Origin of the sequence: Sphingomonas sp. ID0503 (genome assembly GCF_048565625.1) — a bacterium.
Taxonomy (GTDB): Bacteria; Pseudomonadota; Alphaproteobacteria; order Sphingomonadales; family Sphingomonadaceae; genus JBLZUR01.
The window spans coordinates 2018266-2034472 of the sequence record NZ_JBLZUR010000002.1 but is presented as its reverse complement, the minus strand read 5'-3'; the positions used below and the strand labels follow the sequence as shown (position 1 = coordinate 2034472).

The 16207-nt window shown below is 64.0% G+C and carries 17 protein-coding genes and 1 pseudogene; 9 read left to right on the top strand and 9 right to left on the bottom strand.

The features are described 5' to 3' along the window. Positions 1-2: 2 nt before the first annotated feature. From ACM608_RS10910 to ACM608_RS10870, 9 genes and pseudogenes are all read left to right on the top strand, one after another. Complete coding sequence (locus ACM608_RS10910; protein WP_419683244.1) at positions 3-749, top strand: glucose 1-dehydrogenase; 747 nt, start codon at positions 3-5, stop codon at positions 747-749. Positions 750-800: 51 nt separating this feature from the next. Next, the gene (locus ACM608_RS10905) at positions 801-3350 is read left to right on the top strand and encodes a TonB-dependent receptor (protein WP_419683243.1); all 2550 of its coding nucleotides are present in this window, start codon (positions 801-803) and stop codon (positions 3348-3350) included. Positions 3351-3408: 58 nt separating this feature from the next. Continuing rightward, a complete protein-coding gene (gene accB / locus ACM608_RS10900) occupies positions 3409-3912 on the top strand; it encodes an acetyl-CoA carboxylase biotin carboxyl carrier protein (protein WP_419683242.1) in 504 nt (167 codons plus the stop codon). Beyond that, entirely contained in the window at positions 3913-5277 is a 1365-nt protein-coding gene (locus ACM608_RS10895) for an acetyl-CoA carboxylase biotin carboxylase subunit (protein ID WP_419683241.1), read from the top strand. It abuts the gene before it with no gap. Next, the gene (locus ACM608_RS10890) at positions 5274-5693 is read left to right on the top strand and encodes a hypothetical protein (RefSeq protein WP_419683240.1); all 420 of its coding nucleotides are present in this window, start codon (positions 5274-5276) and stop codon (positions 5691-5693) included. Before ACM608_RS10895 ends, ACM608_RS10890 begins: the two co-directional genes overlap by 4 nt. Continuing rightward, positions 5693-7114 carry a 3-hydroxyacyl-CoA dehydrogenase NAD-binding domain-containing protein gene (locus ACM608_RS10885; protein WP_419683239.1) on the top strand — a complete coding sequence of 474 codons (1422 nt, stop codon included), beginning with the start codon at positions 5693-5695 and terminating at the stop codon, positions 7112-7114. Before ACM608_RS10890 ends, ACM608_RS10885 begins: the two co-directional genes overlap by 1 nt. After that, on the top strand, positions 7111-7896 hold the full coding sequence (locus ACM608_RS10880) for an enoyl-CoA hydratase-related protein (protein WP_419683238.1): 786 nt from the start codon (positions 7111-7113) through the stop codon (positions 7894-7896). Before ACM608_RS10885 ends, ACM608_RS10880 begins: the two co-directional genes overlap by 4 nt. Before the next feature lie 55 nt (positions 7897-7951). Beyond that, positions 7952-8935, top strand: coding sequence for an NAD(P)H-dependent flavin oxidoreductase (locus tag ACM608_RS10875; protein ID WP_419683237.1), 984 nt, complete (start codon positions 7952-7954; stop codon positions 8933-8935). Between the two features lie 96 nt (positions 8936-9031). After that, positions 9032-9977: pseudogene (locus ACM608_RS10870) on the top strand (IS630 family transposase). 12 nt (positions 9978-9989) lie between these two features. On the opposite strand, the gene ACM608_RS10865 reads toward ACM608_RS10870, so the two are convergent. From ACM608_RS10865 to hspQ, 9 genes are all read right to left on the bottom strand, one after another. Continuing rightward, the gene (locus ACM608_RS10865) at positions 9990-10778 is read right to left on the bottom strand and encodes an enoyl-CoA hydratase/isomerase family protein (RefSeq protein ID WP_419683236.1); all 789 of its coding nucleotides are present in this window, start codon (positions 10776-10778) and stop codon (positions 9990-9992) included. Between the two features lies 1 nt (position 10779). Then, the gene (locus tag ACM608_RS10860; RefSeq protein ID WP_419683235.1) at positions 10780-11424 is read right to left on the bottom strand and encodes a 3-oxoacid CoA-transferase subunit B; all 645 of its coding nucleotides are present in this window, start codon (positions 11422-11424) and stop codon (positions 10780-10782) included. 12 nt (positions 11425-11436) lie between these two features. Further along, entirely contained in the window at positions 11437-12126 is a 690-nt protein-coding gene (locus ACM608_RS10855) for a 3-oxoacid CoA-transferase subunit A (protein ID WP_419683234.1), read from the bottom strand. 795 nt (positions 12127-12921) lie between these two features. After that, positions 12922-13104, bottom strand: coding sequence for a CsbD family protein (locus ACM608_RS10850; protein WP_419683233.1), 183 nt, complete (start codon positions 13102-13104; stop codon positions 12922-12924). A gap of 54 nt (positions 13105-13158) precedes the next feature. Further along, a complete protein-coding gene (gene obgE, locus ACM608_RS10845; RefSeq protein ID WP_419683232.1) occupies positions 13159-14196 on the bottom strand; it encodes a GTPase ObgE in 1038 nt (345 codons plus the stop codon). A gap of 130 nt (positions 14197-14326) precedes the next feature. Further along, positions 14327-14878, bottom strand: coding sequence for a GNAT family N-acetyltransferase (locus ACM608_RS10840; protein WP_419683231.1), 552 nt, complete (start codon positions 14876-14878; stop codon positions 14327-14329). Positions 14879-15060: 182 nt separating this feature from the next. Beyond that, a complete protein-coding gene (gene rpmA / locus ACM608_RS10835) occupies positions 15061-15330 on the bottom strand; it encodes a 50S ribosomal protein L27 (protein WP_419683230.1) in 270 nt (89 codons plus the stop codon). 18 nt (positions 15331-15348) lie between these two features. Beyond that, entirely contained in the window at positions 15349-15654 is a 306-nt protein-coding gene (gene rplU / locus ACM608_RS10830; RefSeq protein ID WP_419683229.1) for a 50S ribosomal protein L21, read from the bottom strand. A 119-nt stretch (positions 15655-15773) separates the two neighbouring features. Then, the gene (gene hspQ / locus ACM608_RS10825; RefSeq protein ID WP_419683228.1) at positions 15774-16172 is read right to left on the bottom strand and encodes a heat shock protein HspQ; all 399 of its coding nucleotides are present in this window, start codon (positions 16170-16172) and stop codon (positions 15774-15776) included. Positions 16173-16207: the final 35 nt, after the last annotated feature.

The window sequence follows — 16207 nt, the reverse complement described above, 5'->3', positions numbered from 1 at the left end:
TCATGGCGAGGCTCGCTGGCAAGATCGCGGTCATCACCGGCGCTGCCCGAGGCATGGGCGAGGCTCATGCCCGGCTGTTCGTGCGTGAGGGCGCGTCCGTGGTCCTCACGGACCTGAACGGGCAGGCGGGCAGCGATCTGGCGGGCGAACTGGGTGATCGCGCGATCTTCGTGCCGCACGACGTTTCGAGTTCAAAGGACTGGGACAACGTCTTGATCACGGCGGAGGCGCGTTTCGGTCCTGTAAACGTGCTTGTGAACAATGCCGGGGTGATCGGCCCTGTCAAAAGCCTGCTGGACTTCGAAGAGGAGGAGTTTCTTCAGGTCTGCGCAGTGAACCAACTGGGCGTTTTTCTCGGCATGAAGGCTGTTGTTCCGGGGATGGTGGCTGCGGGCGGTGGCTCCATCGTCAACATCTCGTCTATTGCGGGAATGCTGGGGACGCGCGCCTCGTCGAACGCGGCGTATTGCGCAAGCAAGTTCGCCGTGCGGGGCATGAGCAAGCTTATCGCTGCCCAGTGGGGCCATGCGGGGATCAGGGTCAACTCGGTTCACCCAGGTTACATCCTTACTCCAATGATGGTTGCCGCCACGGACGAGACCGGTGGTGGCGCCAGCGACGCCATCCCGCTGGGACGAATGGCGCAGCCGGAAGAGGTATCGAACGTCGTCCTTTTTCTCGCATCGGACGAATCCAGCTTCGTGTCCGGGGCCGAACATGTCGTCGATGGAGGAATGACCGCCGGTTGAAGCGGCCTTCAAGTAAATAGTCGTCAGTAAGATCGATTGGGAGGAGAGGTTATGAACAGCGTCAAGTATATGACGAAGGCTTCGATTATCGCGCTCATGGCCGGCGTGGCCGGTGGCGCGTCGGCGCAGACCGCCTCGACGGGCGCATCGACATCCTCGACCACATCGGCGGCGGATCCCACCACGCCGTCGGCGGAAGTGAGCCAGCGCAGCATAGAGGAAATCGTCGTCACGGCGAACAAGCGCGAGCAGTCGGTCAACAATGTCGGTCTAACCATCCAGGCGGCAAGCGGCTTGGAGCTCGCTCAGCGCGGCATCGGCGGTGTCGCGGATCTGGCGAAGCTGGTTCCCGGCTTCACCTTCACGCAGTCGCTCTATTCGACGCCGGTGTTCACGCTGCGCGGTATCGGTCTCTATGATGCGACCTTCGGCGCCGCGCCGTCGGTGTCGGTCTACACCGATCAGATCCCGCGCAATGTTCCGGTCATGTCCGACGCACTCGATCTCGATATCGAGCGGGTCGAGGTGCTCAAGGGTCCGCAGGGAACGCTGTTCGGCCAAAGCTCGACCGGCGGCGCGATCAACTACATCGTGGGTAAGCCGACGAGTGAATTCCGCGCTGGCGCCGATGCCTCGTATGAGCGGTTCAATCGTGCCGAGCTCTCGGGCTTCGTCAGCGGCCCGCTAGCCCAAGGCATCAAGGCGCGTCTCGCGGTCAAGGGCGTGAGCGGCGGCGCATGGCAGCGTAGCCTCTCGCGGCCGGACGATGATAACGGTGACAGCCGCAAGATCATGGGGCGCCTTACCCTGGACATCGAGCCGACCGAGCGTCTCAACATCGAACTCATGGCGACGGGTGTCCGAGATCGTTCGGACCCGCTGGCCCCGCAGTATGCCGGTACGCTGCTCAACATCTACGGCTCACAGGCCGCCGCTGACGCGTCGGGCAATCCGTACGCGCAGGTGGATGCGCAGCGCTATAACGACCTGACGAACCCCGCATCGCCGGGTTACGACGCGTCTTTCGTGGGCCGGCAGACTACCGTCGTGGGGCGACTGAACGGGACGGATCCGGTCAAGGCGGCTGGTGCGCAGGCGCTGCTCGGCACGCGCGTTAGCAACAGTTCGCGCGACGCCGAATGGACGCCGGGCCTGCTCGGCAAGTCCGACAACTACTATTTCCAGTTTGCCGGACGCGGTGATTATGAGCTCAGCGATACGCTGAAGCTGACCTACTTGGCGGCCCTCGCCAAGCAGAAGCTCGAGTACAATCAGGATCTCGACGGTACGACCGTGGCCGTCGTGGACGTGCCGCTCTGGGGCGATGTGCGTTCGTTCAACCAGGAACTCCGGCTGGCCTACGATACCGATCAGGTCCATGCCCTCATCGGCGGAAGCTACGACAACCTTCGGACGTCGCAGAACAACTTCTTCCGTCTCGACCAATATTCGGCGAACTCCGATCTCATCACCATCACCGAGAACAACTTCGACTCGCGGATGAAGAGCTACGGCGCCTTCGCGAATGTCGAGGTTGAAGTTACCCCGCAGCTGACCGTGCAGGGCGGCATCCGCTATACAAAGAACAAGCAGAACGCGACCTACTGCTACAGCGATCCGACCGGAACTGGTGCGGCGGTGTTGTTTGGAAGCGCCCTGAACAGTGTGCCGATTACCATCGGCGCAGGCCAGTGCTTCCCGACCACCGGCGATCTCCTTCTCGGCACCGCGCAGTCCACGCTGGAGCCGGTCAATCAGAAGCTGACCGAGGACAACGTCTCTTTCCGCGCTGGCGTTAACTACAAGTTCGATCAGGGCGGCCTGATCTATGCGACCATTAGCCAGGGATATAAAGCCGGCATCTTCTCGGCGATCGGTGCCTCGCGCGTGAACCAGTACACGCCCGCGACCCAGGAAAAGGTCATCGCCTATGAAGGCGGTGTCAAACTTCCCGTTGCAGGCAATGCGCTGCAGTTCAACGCGGCGGGCTTCTACTACGACTATTCCGACAAGCAGGTTCGCGGTCGCGTTCAGGATGTGGTCTTCGGCCTGCTCGAAAAGATGCTGAACGTTCCCAAGTCCTACGTTTGGGGTCTGGAAGCCGAGATCGTCGCGCGGCCTGCCGAGGGATTGCGCTTCAGCGCCAGCGGTACCTACCTGAAGAGCAAGGTCACATCGAACTACTCGGCAACGCCCGATGGCTTGGCGGTCTACAACGCATCCGGCTACACCGGGAACTTCAAGGGATCTGATCTGCCGTTCACGCCCAAGTTCAGTGCGAACGCGGACATCCAGTACAGCTTCCCCGTCAGCGACGATTTAAATGCGTTCCTCGGTGGCGGCGTGACGTATCAAAGCAAGCAGAACACCACGTTCAACAACGATCTGCTGCCGGCCGAAGAGTTCTACATCAAGGGCTATGCCCTGGTTGACCTGCGCGCCGGGCTCAGCACCGAGGATGGCCGCTGGCGGGTTACGGCTTATGGCCGGAACATCGCGGGCAAGTCCTACACGACCGCTGTGTCGACCTATCTCGACACGCTGATCCGTTACCGCGGCAAGCCGGCGGTGTACGGCATGTCGGTCGCGTTCAAGTACTGACCCGATCCGGGGTGCGACATGAAGATGTCGCACCCCCGATCCACGTGGATGGGGATAGATGAGCCAGAACAACCTGCCGGATAATCTCGACACATTGCTCCAGGAGTTTGCCCGGTCAGGACTGCGTGAGCTTCACGTCCGCCATGGCGACTTCGAGCTGTATCTTTCCAACGATGCCGCGGCCTCCGGTCCCCTCCTCGCGCGTGAGGATAAGGAATTACCCGGTGCGATTGCCGTTCCGGCCGCAGCTGCTCCAGCCTCGCCCGCCCCGAAGATCGCGGCCGCTCCGTCGTTGGCCGCTACGGTCGATCTCCCCCATGATGCCGTCATCATCAAAGCACCCAACCTCGGAACATTCTATCGCGCGCCCAAGCCTGGCGCTCCGAACTATGTCGAGGTCGGCTCGAGCGTTCAGGCTGGCGACGAGCTATGCCTCATCGAGGTGATGAAGCTTTTCACGGCCGTGCGAGCAGACATCGCGGGGACCGTACATGCCGTTCTGGTCGAAGATGGCGCTATGGTGGAGGGCGGCCAGCCCCTGTTCGCCCTGAGGAGAAGCTAGTTGATCAAGCGGCTCTTCGTTGCCAACCGTGGCGAGATCGCGCTGCGGATCGTGCGTGCGGCACAGACGCTCAACATCGAGACGGTGGTTGCGGTGTCGGACGCCGACCGGGACAGTGCGGCCGCGCGGCTGGCCGATAGATCCATCGTCCTCGGCCCCTCCGCAGCCGCGCGCAGCTATCTCGATCCCAGCCTGATCGTCCACGCCGCGAAGGAAAGCGGCTGCGACGGGCTTCATCCGGGATACGGCTTTCTCTCGGAACGCGCGATCCTGCCACGGCTCTGCGCGGAGCATGGCGTAGCGTTCGTCGGACCAGAGCCAGACGTCATTGATGCCTTGGGAGACAAGCTGAGGGCGCGTGCGATGGCTAGCGCCGCCGGCGTCCCGCTTGTTCCTGGAAGCGATTGCGTCGCTTCCGCCGCCGATGCGCGGCGCGAGGGCGATCGCATCGGATATCCGGTTCTTCTGAAGGCCTCCGCCGGAGGGGGCGGGCGCGGGATGGTGATCGCCAATAACGGCGATGAGGCCGAGGCGGGCTTCCACCGTGCCTCCGCCGAGGCGGTCGCCGCCTTCGGTGACGGCACCCTGTTCATGGAACGCTTCGTGCCCGAGGCGCGGCATGTCGAAGTCCAGCTGATGGGCGACGGGAAGGGGCAGGTGCTTCATTTCGGCGAGCGTGACTGCTCCGTGCAGCGTCGTTACCAGAAGCTGATCGAGGAGGCGCCCTGCGCAGCGATGCCGGATCATCTGCGCCGGCAACTGCACGAGTCCGCAGTCGCGCTGGCCGCCAGCGTGAACTACCGCAATGCGGGCACGGCCGAGTTCCTGTTCGACGTACGACGGCAGGAATTCTACTTCATCGAGGTCAACGCGCGTATCCAGGTCGAGCATCCTGTCAGCGAGATGATTTCGGGCTTCGATCTGGTCCAGGAACAGATCCGCATTGCGGGCGGCGCGGATCTCTCGGTCACGCAGCAGGATGTGGTCCTGCGCGGGCACGCCATCGAGGTCCGGATCAACGCAGAGGATGCCACACGCGACTTCATGCCGAGCCCCGGCCGTGTGACCCGCTGGGAAACTCCCACTGGCGAGGGCGTTCGGCTCGACAGCCATATGTCAGCTGGGGCCATGATCCCCCCGTTCTATGACAGCATGGTGGGCAAGCTCATCGTGCACGGCAGCGATCGGGCGGATGCGATCGGTCGTCTAGCGGATGCAATCGACAGCTTCGTCATCGAAGGCGTGCCGACCACGCTACCACTGCATCGGGCGATCATCGGCCATCGGGACTTCGTCGAGAACCGGATTCACACCCGCTGGCTTGAGCAGGTGCTCCTCCCCGAATTCGGAGCCATGGCGGCATGATCAACTACACAAGGCAGGCCATCGATGACGCTCGTGCGCTTCTCGCGGAGTTCGTCGCGCACGACTGGCAGGAATTGTATGTCTCCTCCGAAGACACGGAGATCTTCGTCGCGCGGGATGGCGGGGGACGCAATCCGATGCGTGCGGCTCCGCTTCCTGCATCAGTCGAGCTTCCCGCATCGGTAGCGCCCGGCACCCAGGTTTCCCTTCAAGCGCCGCATGTCGGCACCGTTCAGGAACTGGCGGCAGTCGGTACAAGCGTTGCCAAGGGTGACCGCGTGGCCGGCTTGCGTGTTCTCGACAGCGTCGAGGATCTTGAGGCGCCGGCAACTGGCAGGATCATTCGGGTTGATGTCTCACCGGGTGATCTCGTCGAGTATCGGGCAACCATTCTCGTTGTCGAGGAGGCCGCTTGATGGCCGGTGTGCTTCAGAAGGTCGCGGTCTGCGGTGCCGGCGCGATGGGATCCGGTATCGCCCAGGTGGCGGCGCAATCCGGCGCGCATGTCCGCGTCTTCGACGTGAACGCCGATGCATTGGCGCTCAGCCACACCAGGACGACCGCTGAGATCGAAAAGCTGGTGTCCCGTGGCAAGCTTGCAAAGGAAGAGGGCGCGGACCTTCTCGGCCGAATGGAATGGGTGTCTAAACTGGATGCCCTCTCCGATCGCGATCTGGTGGTCGAAGCGATCATCGAGGATGCCGCGATCAAGGCTCGGCTTTTCGCACAGGTGGAGGACATCGTCGCGCCGGGTGCGGTCATCGCCACCAACACCTCATCTATCCCGGTCGGCCGCCTCGCCCGTCAACTTCGGCATCCCGACCGGTTCGTCGGAATGCACTTCTTCAATCCCGCGACCGTGATGAAGCTTGTCGAGGTGATCCCTGGCCCTGCGACCCCGCCTAGTGTGGTTGAACGAGTTCTGGCGGCGGCCAAGTCATGGGGCAAGGTTGGCATCCGTGTCGCCGACGTCCCAGGCTTCATCGTCAACCGTGTCGCGCGTCCATTCTATGCCGAAGCATTCGTTGCATGGAACGAGGGTGCGGCTACGCCTGCCACCATCGATGCACTGTTCCGAGGCGCGGGGTTCCGCATGGGCCCGCTGGAGTTGACCGACCTGATCGGGCAGGACGTCAACTTCGCGGTGGCCCGCTCGGTGTTCGACTCCTACTTCGGCCGGACCCGCTTCGTGCCGCAGGTACGGCAGGCGGCCTTGGTGGATGCGGGCTGGTACGGGCGTAAGACCAAGCGCGGCGTCTATGACTATTCGGAAGGCGCCGCCACCGCCGAGCCGGAGGCCGCGCTACCGCCGGCGATCAGGCAGGAGCATCAGGAAGCCGCACGAGAACTTGAGACGGCAGCACCCGGCGAGTTCGTAAGATGTGGAGATACCTTCATCGGCACGACACGGGGCCTGCCGGCAATCGATGAAGCGCGCGCGCTCAATGCGCCGGTCGCGCTCCTCGATTGGTCGAATGGAGATGGCACAGGCCCAATCGGTTATGCGCTGTCGGATGAGAGCGCCTTGGACGCCGTCGCGGGTACTCTCGCGGCAGGCGCAAAGGTCGGCTGCGAGGTGACCGACCGGCCGGGCCTCATCGTCGCGCGAACGCTCGCGCAGATCGCCAATGCGGCGGCCGACGCGGTGCTGGAGAAGGTCGCGGACGAGAGCGAGATCGACTCCGCCCTGCGCTTCGGCGCGAATTATCCGTTCGGACCTTTCGCCTGGGCTCATCAGTATGGGAGAGCCGGGCTCATCAAGCTGCTCGACGCGATCGCCGAGGGTACGGGCGAGGCGATCTACAGGCCATCATACTATCTGAGGAACACAGCATGAGCGAGGATCGTCCCGAGATTCTCAAGTCGGAACGGGTTTCGGAACATGTCCTCGTTCTCACCCTGAATCGGCCGGAAAAGCGCAATGCGCTCGCCACCGATCTGCTCGGCTGCGTCGCCGACGCGCTCGATGCCGCTGCGCTCGACCCGTCCGTGCGGGCGGTCGTCGTTACCGGTTCTGACCGCTTCTTCGCCGCAGGCGCGGACATCAACGAAATGGCGTCGCGACAGACAGCCGGCGCATTGGCCGATCCCCGTCCTGCGATCTGGACGCGCATCCGCAACTTCGGGAAGCCCTTGATCGCGGCGGTCGAAGGATGGTCGCTGGGTGCGGGCAACGAACTCGTGATGTGCTGCGATCTGGTCGTGGCAGGGGAGGGGGCAAAGTTCGGTCAGCCCGAAACCAATCTGGGTATAATTCCCGGCGCCGGCGGAACCGCGATCCTGCCCCGCCTGGTCGGACGTAGCCGCGCGATGATGATGTGCCTCCTTGGTGAGCCGATCACTGCGGCGGAGGCCCTTCAGGCCGGCTTGATTGCCGCTGTTGTAGCGGACGGAACCGCGCTTGCCGCTGCCACCGATCTCGCCAGCCGGATCGCGGCCCGCGCTCCGCTCGCCATGCAGCAGGCGAAGGTGCTCGTTCGCGCCGCCTTTGAGACCCAGCAGAGCGCGCATCTCACGCTAGAGCGCCAGGCATTCTCCGCGCTCTTCGGAACTGCGGATAAGCGGGAGGGCGTCGCCGCCTTTCTCGAAAAGCGCAGTCCGGCGTGGACGGGATCCTAATCCGGCGCGTCCGCACGCGCCTTTGTTACGTCGGTTGCGAGGTGCGCAGGAAGCGATGACCATCAGGACCCGGGTCACCGATCTTCTGGGCATTCGGCACCCGATCATTCAGGGCGGTATGCAGAACGTCGGCTATGCCGAACTCGCCGCCGCCGTGAGCAACGCGGGCGGCCTCGGCATGCTGACGGCGCTCACTTTTGCTGATGCGAGATCGCTGGCCGATGAGATCACGCGGTGCAGAGGAATGACCTCAGCGCCCTTCGGCGTAAACATCTCCGTTTTCCCGACGATGCGTCCGCCCGACTACCAGTCGATCGTTGACGTGATCGCTGAAGCGGGCGTGGGCGTCGTCGAAACGGCAGGCACGCCCCAGGTCCGCGAGGTCTGGGATCTCTTGATGGCGCACGGCATCAGGATCATCCACAAATGCACATCCGTCCGCCATGCGGTCTCATCGGAGCGCTACGGTGTGGACGCCGTGTCGATCGATGGCTTCGAATGCGCGGGCCACCCGGGCGAGGATGACGTTCCGGGACTGGTTCTTATCCCGGCGGCCGTTGATCAGTTGACGGTTCCGGTGATCGCGAGCGGCGGCATCGCCGACGGACGCGGGCTCGCCGCCGCGCTGGCGCTGGGCGCGGAAGGGGTGACGATGGGAACGCGCCTGTGTGCCACACGCGAAGCCCCGATCCACCCTCACGTCAAGCAAGCCTATGTGGACAAGGACGAACGCGAGACGGACCTGTTGTTCCGGCCCTTCCGCAACTCGGCGCGTGTGGGACGAAATTCGGTGTCCCAGGAAGTGCTCAGACGAACGGCAATACCCGGTGCGACGTTCGCCGACGTCGCGGCCCTCGTGTCCGGCGCACGCGGGAAGGATGTTCTCCAGACGGGCGATCTCAATGCGGGCGTCTACTGGGCCAGCATAGCGCAAGGCCTGATCCACCATATCCCGAGTTGTGCCGAACTGATCGAGCGGGTCGTCGGCGATGCCCGATCGATCATCGCGTCCCGATTACAGGGGATGATCGGCGACTAACCCTAGAGCGTTTTCCACAGCGCCTGAATCGATGGGGATTCCCAAGGCGCGCTCGGTCTGATTCATCCTCTTTGCTGGAGTTGGAGGCCGGCATGGATGGGCAGAGCATTATCTCAGGATTTGCGTGATCGGGTGGTCGCGGCGGTCGATGGCGGCCTGAGTTGCCGGGCGGCCGCGGCACGGTTCGGGGTCGGCGTGGCGACCGCGATCCGCTGGCGGCAGATGGCGTTGGCGCACGGGCGAGCGGTGGCCGGCAAGCCGGGAGGCGACCAGCGCTCATCGAAAACCGAGGCTCACGCCGAGCTCATCATGGCGATGTTGGAGGAGAATGGCGACATCACACTCGCCGAGATCCAAACCGGGCTCGCCGAGCGCGGCATCAGCGTTGGGATCGGCACGCTTTGGCGCTTCTTTGATCGCCACAAGGTTACGCGCAAAAAAAGTCGGGTCACGCGATCGAACAAGACCGCCCCGACTTCCTGAGACGGCGCCATGCCTGGTTCGATGGCCAGCTCGACCTGGAACCCGAGCGTCTCGTGTTCATCGACGAAACGTGGACAGCGACCAACATGGCCCGCAGCCACGGCCGCTGCCCGAAAGGCGAGCGACTGCGGATGGGCTTCCCGCATGGCCACCGCAAGACCACCACATTCGTCGCCGGCCTGCGCATGACCGGGATGATCGCGCCGATGGTGCTCGACGGGCCGATCAACGGCGACTGGTTCGAAGCCTACGTTGCCAGGGTGCTCGTGCCCGAGCTGCGCCTCGGCGACGTCGTCGTGATGGACAATCTCTCGAGCCACAAGCGCGTTGCGATCCGCGAACTGATCGAGGCCGCCGGCGCCAGCCTACGCTACCTCCCACCCTACAGCCCGACTTCAATCCGGTCGAGAAGGCCTTCGCTCGCCTCAAGGCGATGCTACGAAAAGCCGCCGAGCGCACCGTCAACGGCCTCTGGGACCGCATCGGCCAACTCGTCGACATCTTCCAGCCCGACGAATGCGCCAACTACTTCAGCTCGTGCGGCTACGATCCAGCATGATCGGAAAACGCTCTAACGGCCAGGGCCTTGGCCCCGTTCGAGCGCGGCAAGCACGGCTGCCTTGCTTTCTGGGTTCTCGACGAGGGCGGAGGAGATTTCCTGCGCCTCCAGATAGGCGTCCATCCAGCCTGACCCTTCCCACATCAGTGATGCAAGCTTGCGTGCCCGAAGTGTCGGCATGCTCTTTCGGGCGATCTGTTCGGCAAGGTCGAGGGCGATCGGCAAAACCGCAGCCGAAGGCACGACATAGTTGAAGAAGCCCGTCGACTCCAACTCCCGCGCGGTGAAGGCGCGGCCTGTGTAGACCATCTCGCGCACCTTCGCTTCGGGCATTCGCAAGGTGGCGAAGAGGCCGGGGCTGCCGCCGACAAGGCCGTAGTCCACCTCGGGACAGGTGAAGCGGGCGTTCTCGCTGGCGACACGCATGTCGCACATCCCGGCGAGCATCACCCCCACGCCGACGGTGGCGCCCCTGATGGCTGCGATCATCGGTCGATCGATCCGGTGAAAGCGCGGAAGCTGCGCGTTGATGAACTGATAGCGCTCCTTCCGCTTGCTCGCGGTCATGCCCTTGAACTCGTGCAGGTCAGCGCCGCCGCACCAGGCGCGTGAATCGTCCGGCGCCGTGATGACGATCACGCGGATGCTGTCATCCTCGGTGACATGGTCGGCGAACCGTCCGATGTCCTCGTAAACCGAAAGCGAAACGGCGTTGACGGGTGGCCTCGAGAACGTCGCGATGCACACGCCGTCGTCGCGGATGTCTAGCGAAAAGGCGCCGAACACATGCTGTGCAGCCATATCAGGCGCTCGCGAGTTGCAGGTCGAGGCGCGCCATCTCGCACAATTGATCGAGGGTCAGGTCGTCCACCATCTCGATCACGGTCGCGCCGTCCTTGCCAACCTCGAAGACCGCCACATCGGTATAGACGCGCGCCACGCACGCCAGCCCCGTCAGGGGATAGGTACATTTCTCGACCAGCTTGCTCTCGCCGGACTTGGTGAGAAGATCCATCATCACGAAGACCTGCTTGGCGCCGATGGCGAGGTCCATCGCACCCCCGACAGCCGGAATGGCGTCAGGCGCGCCGGTATGCCAGTTGGCGAGATCGCCGTGGATCGAAACCTGAAACGCGCCGAGCACGCAGATATCGATATGCCCCCCACGCATCATGGTGAAGGAGTCACCATGATGAAAGAACGAGCCGCCTGCCAGCAGGGTGACCGGCTGCTTGCCCGCGTTGATCAACTCCCAATCGATGTCGTCCTCACTTGGGGCCGGACCCATGCCGAGAAGGCCGTTCTCGCTCTGCAGGAAGATGTCCTTCTCCTGAGGCAGGAAGTTGGCCACGGTGGTGGGAAGCCCGATGCCGAGGTTGACATACGCGCCCTCGGGTATGTCCTGGGCCACGCGTGCTGCCATTTGCTCGCGATTCAAGCGCCTCATCATCTTTTCTCCTTAAGCGGCGACGGCAACGGCAGGCGCGGGATCCGCGCGCACGATGCGATCGACGAAGATCCCGGGCGTCACGATCGCTTCCGGATCAAGGTCGCCCAGTTCGACGATCTTGGCGACCTGAACGATGGTGGTCTTCGCGGCCATCGCCATGATAGGACCGAAGTTCCGCGCGACTTTCCGGTAGACCAGATTACCCCAGCGATCACCGGCGCTGGCCTTCACCAGGGCGAAGTCCGCGTGGATCGGATATTCCAGCACATAGTCCCGCCCGTCGATGCGGCGCGTTTCCTTGCCCTCCGCCAGCAAGGTTCCGTACCCCGTCGGCGTGAAGATCGCGCCTAGTCCCGATCCTGCCGCCTGGATGCGGGCCGCGAGATTGCCCTGCGGCACGAGTTCCAGTTCGATCTCCCCCGCGCGGTAGCGGTTGTCGAAGTGGTGCGACGCGGACTGGCGAGGAAAGGAGCAGATTACCTTGCGCACCCGGTTCGCCTTGATCAGCGCGGCGATGCCGGTCTCGCCCGACCCCGCGTTGTTGCTGATGATGGTGAGATCGGTTGCGCCATGGGCGATCACGGCCTCGATCAGCTGATGCGGCGCGCCGGCGTCCCCGAAGCCGCTGATCATGATGGACGCGCCATCCTTAAGCCCGGCCACGGCTTGTTCGGTCGTCTCGACGATTTTGTTGATCATATCCCCTCTCTCAATTTCGGCCCATCTTGATCACGCATGTTCCGCGACCTGCATCTGCGCGCCCAGTCTTGGTGATCTCCATAGTTTCCGACGATATGTCGGATACATACGGCGAGGATGGGGCAACCACAAGGGCACTCGATGTCTCATCGTCGCTGCTCAGTTAGAGCAGGATCGTTAGCCTGAAGGGTGGGGTGCCGCGCACTCCGTTGTGGAAACAAGCCGATCAATATTCGGAAACTCTACCCTTGCGGATCGGGTGGGCGAGCGGCCTCGGAGAGGCTGCGTGCACTATTCCTTGAAGACCAGCACCTCGTTCGCGGTCTGGCGCTCAAGCGAAGCACCGGCGTCTCATGTCGCGCAAGCGGCTCGTCGGCATGAGAGGTGAGCGCCGTGCAAGCACATCGTCTGGTTGAGTGGGGCCATCGCCCCGAGTTCGTCGATGTCCCAGGCCCTTACCGGAGCTTGGCGAGGTCCGCATTAGGATAGCGGCGCCGGCCTCTGCCGATCCGATCTGAACATCATGCATCAGCCGCTAGACCGCACCCAGTGCCAATGTCCGATCGCTGCATTGCTGCTCCGACGGCGTGGGCGGTCTTGGCGCTCCCGTGGTGAACCAGGCTCTTAGCGCTTCCTTGCATTCCAACGAGCCGATCACATCATCAAACCGCGTGATCAAACAACTATTTGCCGTCATGTCAGCGGACGCCGGCATCGCTAAGACACAAAGGGCGCCCCCTCAGGGACGCCCGTCTTGGTTAGCGAACCAGCCTCTGCTAGGACGCAATTGCCGGCTCAGATCGTGTCGCCGAGAGCGCCCTTGACCGATCCCTTGACCTGCTGGGCATTGCCCTTGGTCTCCTGCGCGGCGCCGTCGGCGGCGAGGTCGGGATCGTTGTTGTTCTTGCCGATCGCCTGCTTGACCTGACCTACCGCCTCGTTGGTGGCACCCTTCACCTTGTCGATGAACTCACCCATGACTGATCTCCTTTGCCGTTGGACTATCAACGGGTTCGCGCCGGTTTCGATCCGTCAAAGCGGCGACCAGGGCTTCTCCTTCGGCGCATCCTCGTCCGCCTCGCGCTCCTCCACGATCTCGCCGAGAAGGCGGTCGAGCACCGGCTCCAGACCCTCGCCGCTGGCTCCGGACAGCGGCAGCACCTCTCTGCCGCTCACCTTCTTCAGCTTGGTGGTCAGCGCCTTGCGGATCTTTTCGTCCACCGCGTCGACCTTGTTCAGCGCCAGCACCTCGGGCTTGTCCTCCAGCCCCGCGCCATAGGCGGACAGCTCCTCCCGAACGATCTGGTACGCCTCGACCGGATCATCACCGGTCGCATCGACAAGGTGGAGCAGCACGCGGCACCGCTCGATATGGCCGAGGAAGCGGTCGCCGATCCCCGCACCGTCCGCCGCCCCCTCGATCAGGCCGGGGATGTCCGCGACGACAAACTCCCGCTCCCGGTGCCGCACCACACCAAGCTGCGGCCTGACCGTCGTGAACGGATAATCGCCGACCTTCGCCTTGGCGTTGGTGACGGCGTTGATGAAGGTCGACTTGCCTGCATTGGGCAGCCCGACCAGCCCCGCATCCGCCATCAGCTTCAACCGCAGCCACACCCAGGCCTCGTCGCCCGGCCAGCCGGGACCGTGCTGGCGGGGCGCGCGGTTGGTCGATGTCTTGTAGCTGGCATTGCCGCGCCCGCCGTCGCCGCCCCGCAGGAACACGACCCGCTCACCGACCTTGGTGAGGTCCAGCAGCACGTCCTCCTTGTCCTCGGACAGGATCTGCGTGCCGACCGGCACCTTGATGACGAGGTCGGGGGAGGCGGCGCCGGTGCGGTTCGACCCGGATCCGCCGACGCCCCGCTTGGCCCGGAAATGCTGGGTGTAGCGGAAGTCGATCAGCGTGTTCAGCCCTGCCACCGCCTCGAACACGATGTCGCCGCCCTTACCACCGTCCCCACCGTCCGGCCCGCCATACTCGATGAACTTCTCACGCCGGAAGCTGACCGCCCCGGGCCCGCCCGCACCGGAGCGGACGAAGATCTTTGCCTGGTCAAGAAAATGCATGGCGGGCGCTTACCCGAATGCCGCCCCGGAAGGAACCTGCGCCGCGCCCGCTGCAGCGAAACTGCCACGCGAGCAGCGGCGACCCGCCGTTCACCGCCGCGGAGCTTGCCTTGTCGCTAAGGCAGCCGCATCAGGCGGCGAGGGGATGACCCTCGCCACAGTGCGTCACCTCGGAAACCATCCGGTACTGCTGGCAGGGTACGTCTTCCGCCCGCGCCACGCATGGCCGGTCCACGCGAAGTCCGGTGGGAAAGAAGCCCAGCTTGCGCAGCACGCGCTCGGAACCCGGATTATCGATGAAGTTCTCCGCCTGAAGCTCGCCGATGCGCAGACCGTGGAAAGCGATGCTGACGAGCGCCGCGGCCGCTTCGGTCGCATAGCCGAGACCCCAGTGATCGCGCGCCACCCAATATGACAGCATCGGCTTGCGCGCACTAGCGCCGGTCAGGCCGACGCCACCGACCAGGCGCGGCGCGCCCCGGGTGCGTGCGAACATCAGAAGGTCGGGAACCGTCGCATCTTGCTGACGCGCGATATGCGCCTCGGCATCGGCAAGGGTGAACGGGGTGGGAATGCCGCGCGTCATGCGGGCAACGGCGGGATCATTCAGGGCGGCCGTCAACGCGGTCGCATCTTCCATCCAGCCCGGCCGCAGCAGCAGCCGATTGGTACGTGCAAACATGGGGTAGTGCCTCTCCCTCGCGGGCGTGAAACGTACCTGACCTGAAAAGGTTACAGGGCGGCGTCGGCAGGGAGGCAAAGAAAAAGGGAGCCGGATGATCCGCCTCCCTTATCGGCCGAACTGAGCGGAAACGCTCGCCGGCGGGAGGATCGTCCGGTCGGACGATCCTCATGATCGTCCGGCTATTCCGCGGCTTGCGCCACCGCATCGACCGATACGTATTTGCGGCCGAGCTTGCCCTCATGGAACACCACGCGGCCCTCGCCGGTCGCGAACAGGGTGTGGTCCTTGCCCATGCCGACATTGCGGCCTGGATAGACCTTGGTGCCGCGCTGGCGGATGATGATGTTGCCGCCGATGACGATCTCGCCACCGAACTTCTTCACGCCCAGACGGCGGCCGGCCGAATCGCGGCCGTTGCGCGAGGAGCCGCCTGCTTTCTTATGTGCCATGTCGAATGCTCCCGAAGCTTACTTGGCCGCGCCGATGGCGGTGATCTTGAGGATCGTGTGCTGCTGCCGATGACCGTTCCGGCGACGGTAATTGTGACGGCGGCGCTTCTTGAAGACGATGACCTTCTCGCCCTTCGCCTGCGCGATGATCTCGGCGGAGACGGTCAGGCCGGCCACGTCCCGCAGCTCGGAGCCTTCGCCCGCCAGCAGCACGTCGCCCAGCGACACGGTCGAGCCCGCGTCACCCGCGATCTTCTCGACGACGATCTTGTCTCCCGCGGCAACGCGATACTGCTTGCCGCCCGTGCGCACGATAGCGAACATGGCTCTCTTCACTTCCAATCCGAATGTCGCGCATGAACATGGCCACGGCCACACCCCGCGCGGGAAGCAGCCCGCTAAGGGAACTGCGTCTTTCTGTCAACGCCGCAATGGTCCGGCGGTCAGTGCCGGTGCCGCGCCCTCAACGTATAGCGCCCGGCGGCGAAACCGTCGAAGATGTCCTCGACTGCGGGATGGTCGATCGGCTCCTCGCTGGCGTCGTGCTCCAGGTTCTGCTGGCTGACATAGGCGACGTAGCTCGACTCGGCGTTCTCGGCGAGCAGATGGTAGAACGGCTGGTCCTTGCGGGGACGCACCGCCTCCGGGATGGAATCGTACCAGGCGTCCGAATTGGCGAACACCGGATCGATGTCGAACACGACTCCGCGAAAGTCGAGCAGCCGGTGCCGTACGACGTCGCCGATCGCGAAGCTCGCATGCGAGATGGCGGGCGCCAGCGGATAGGCAGCCGCCACGCCAAGGGTGTCGGCGAGGTCGGGATGAGAGGAATCGATCTGCATGCCCTATATTTAGGTTGGGCCGCGGCGCGTGCAAC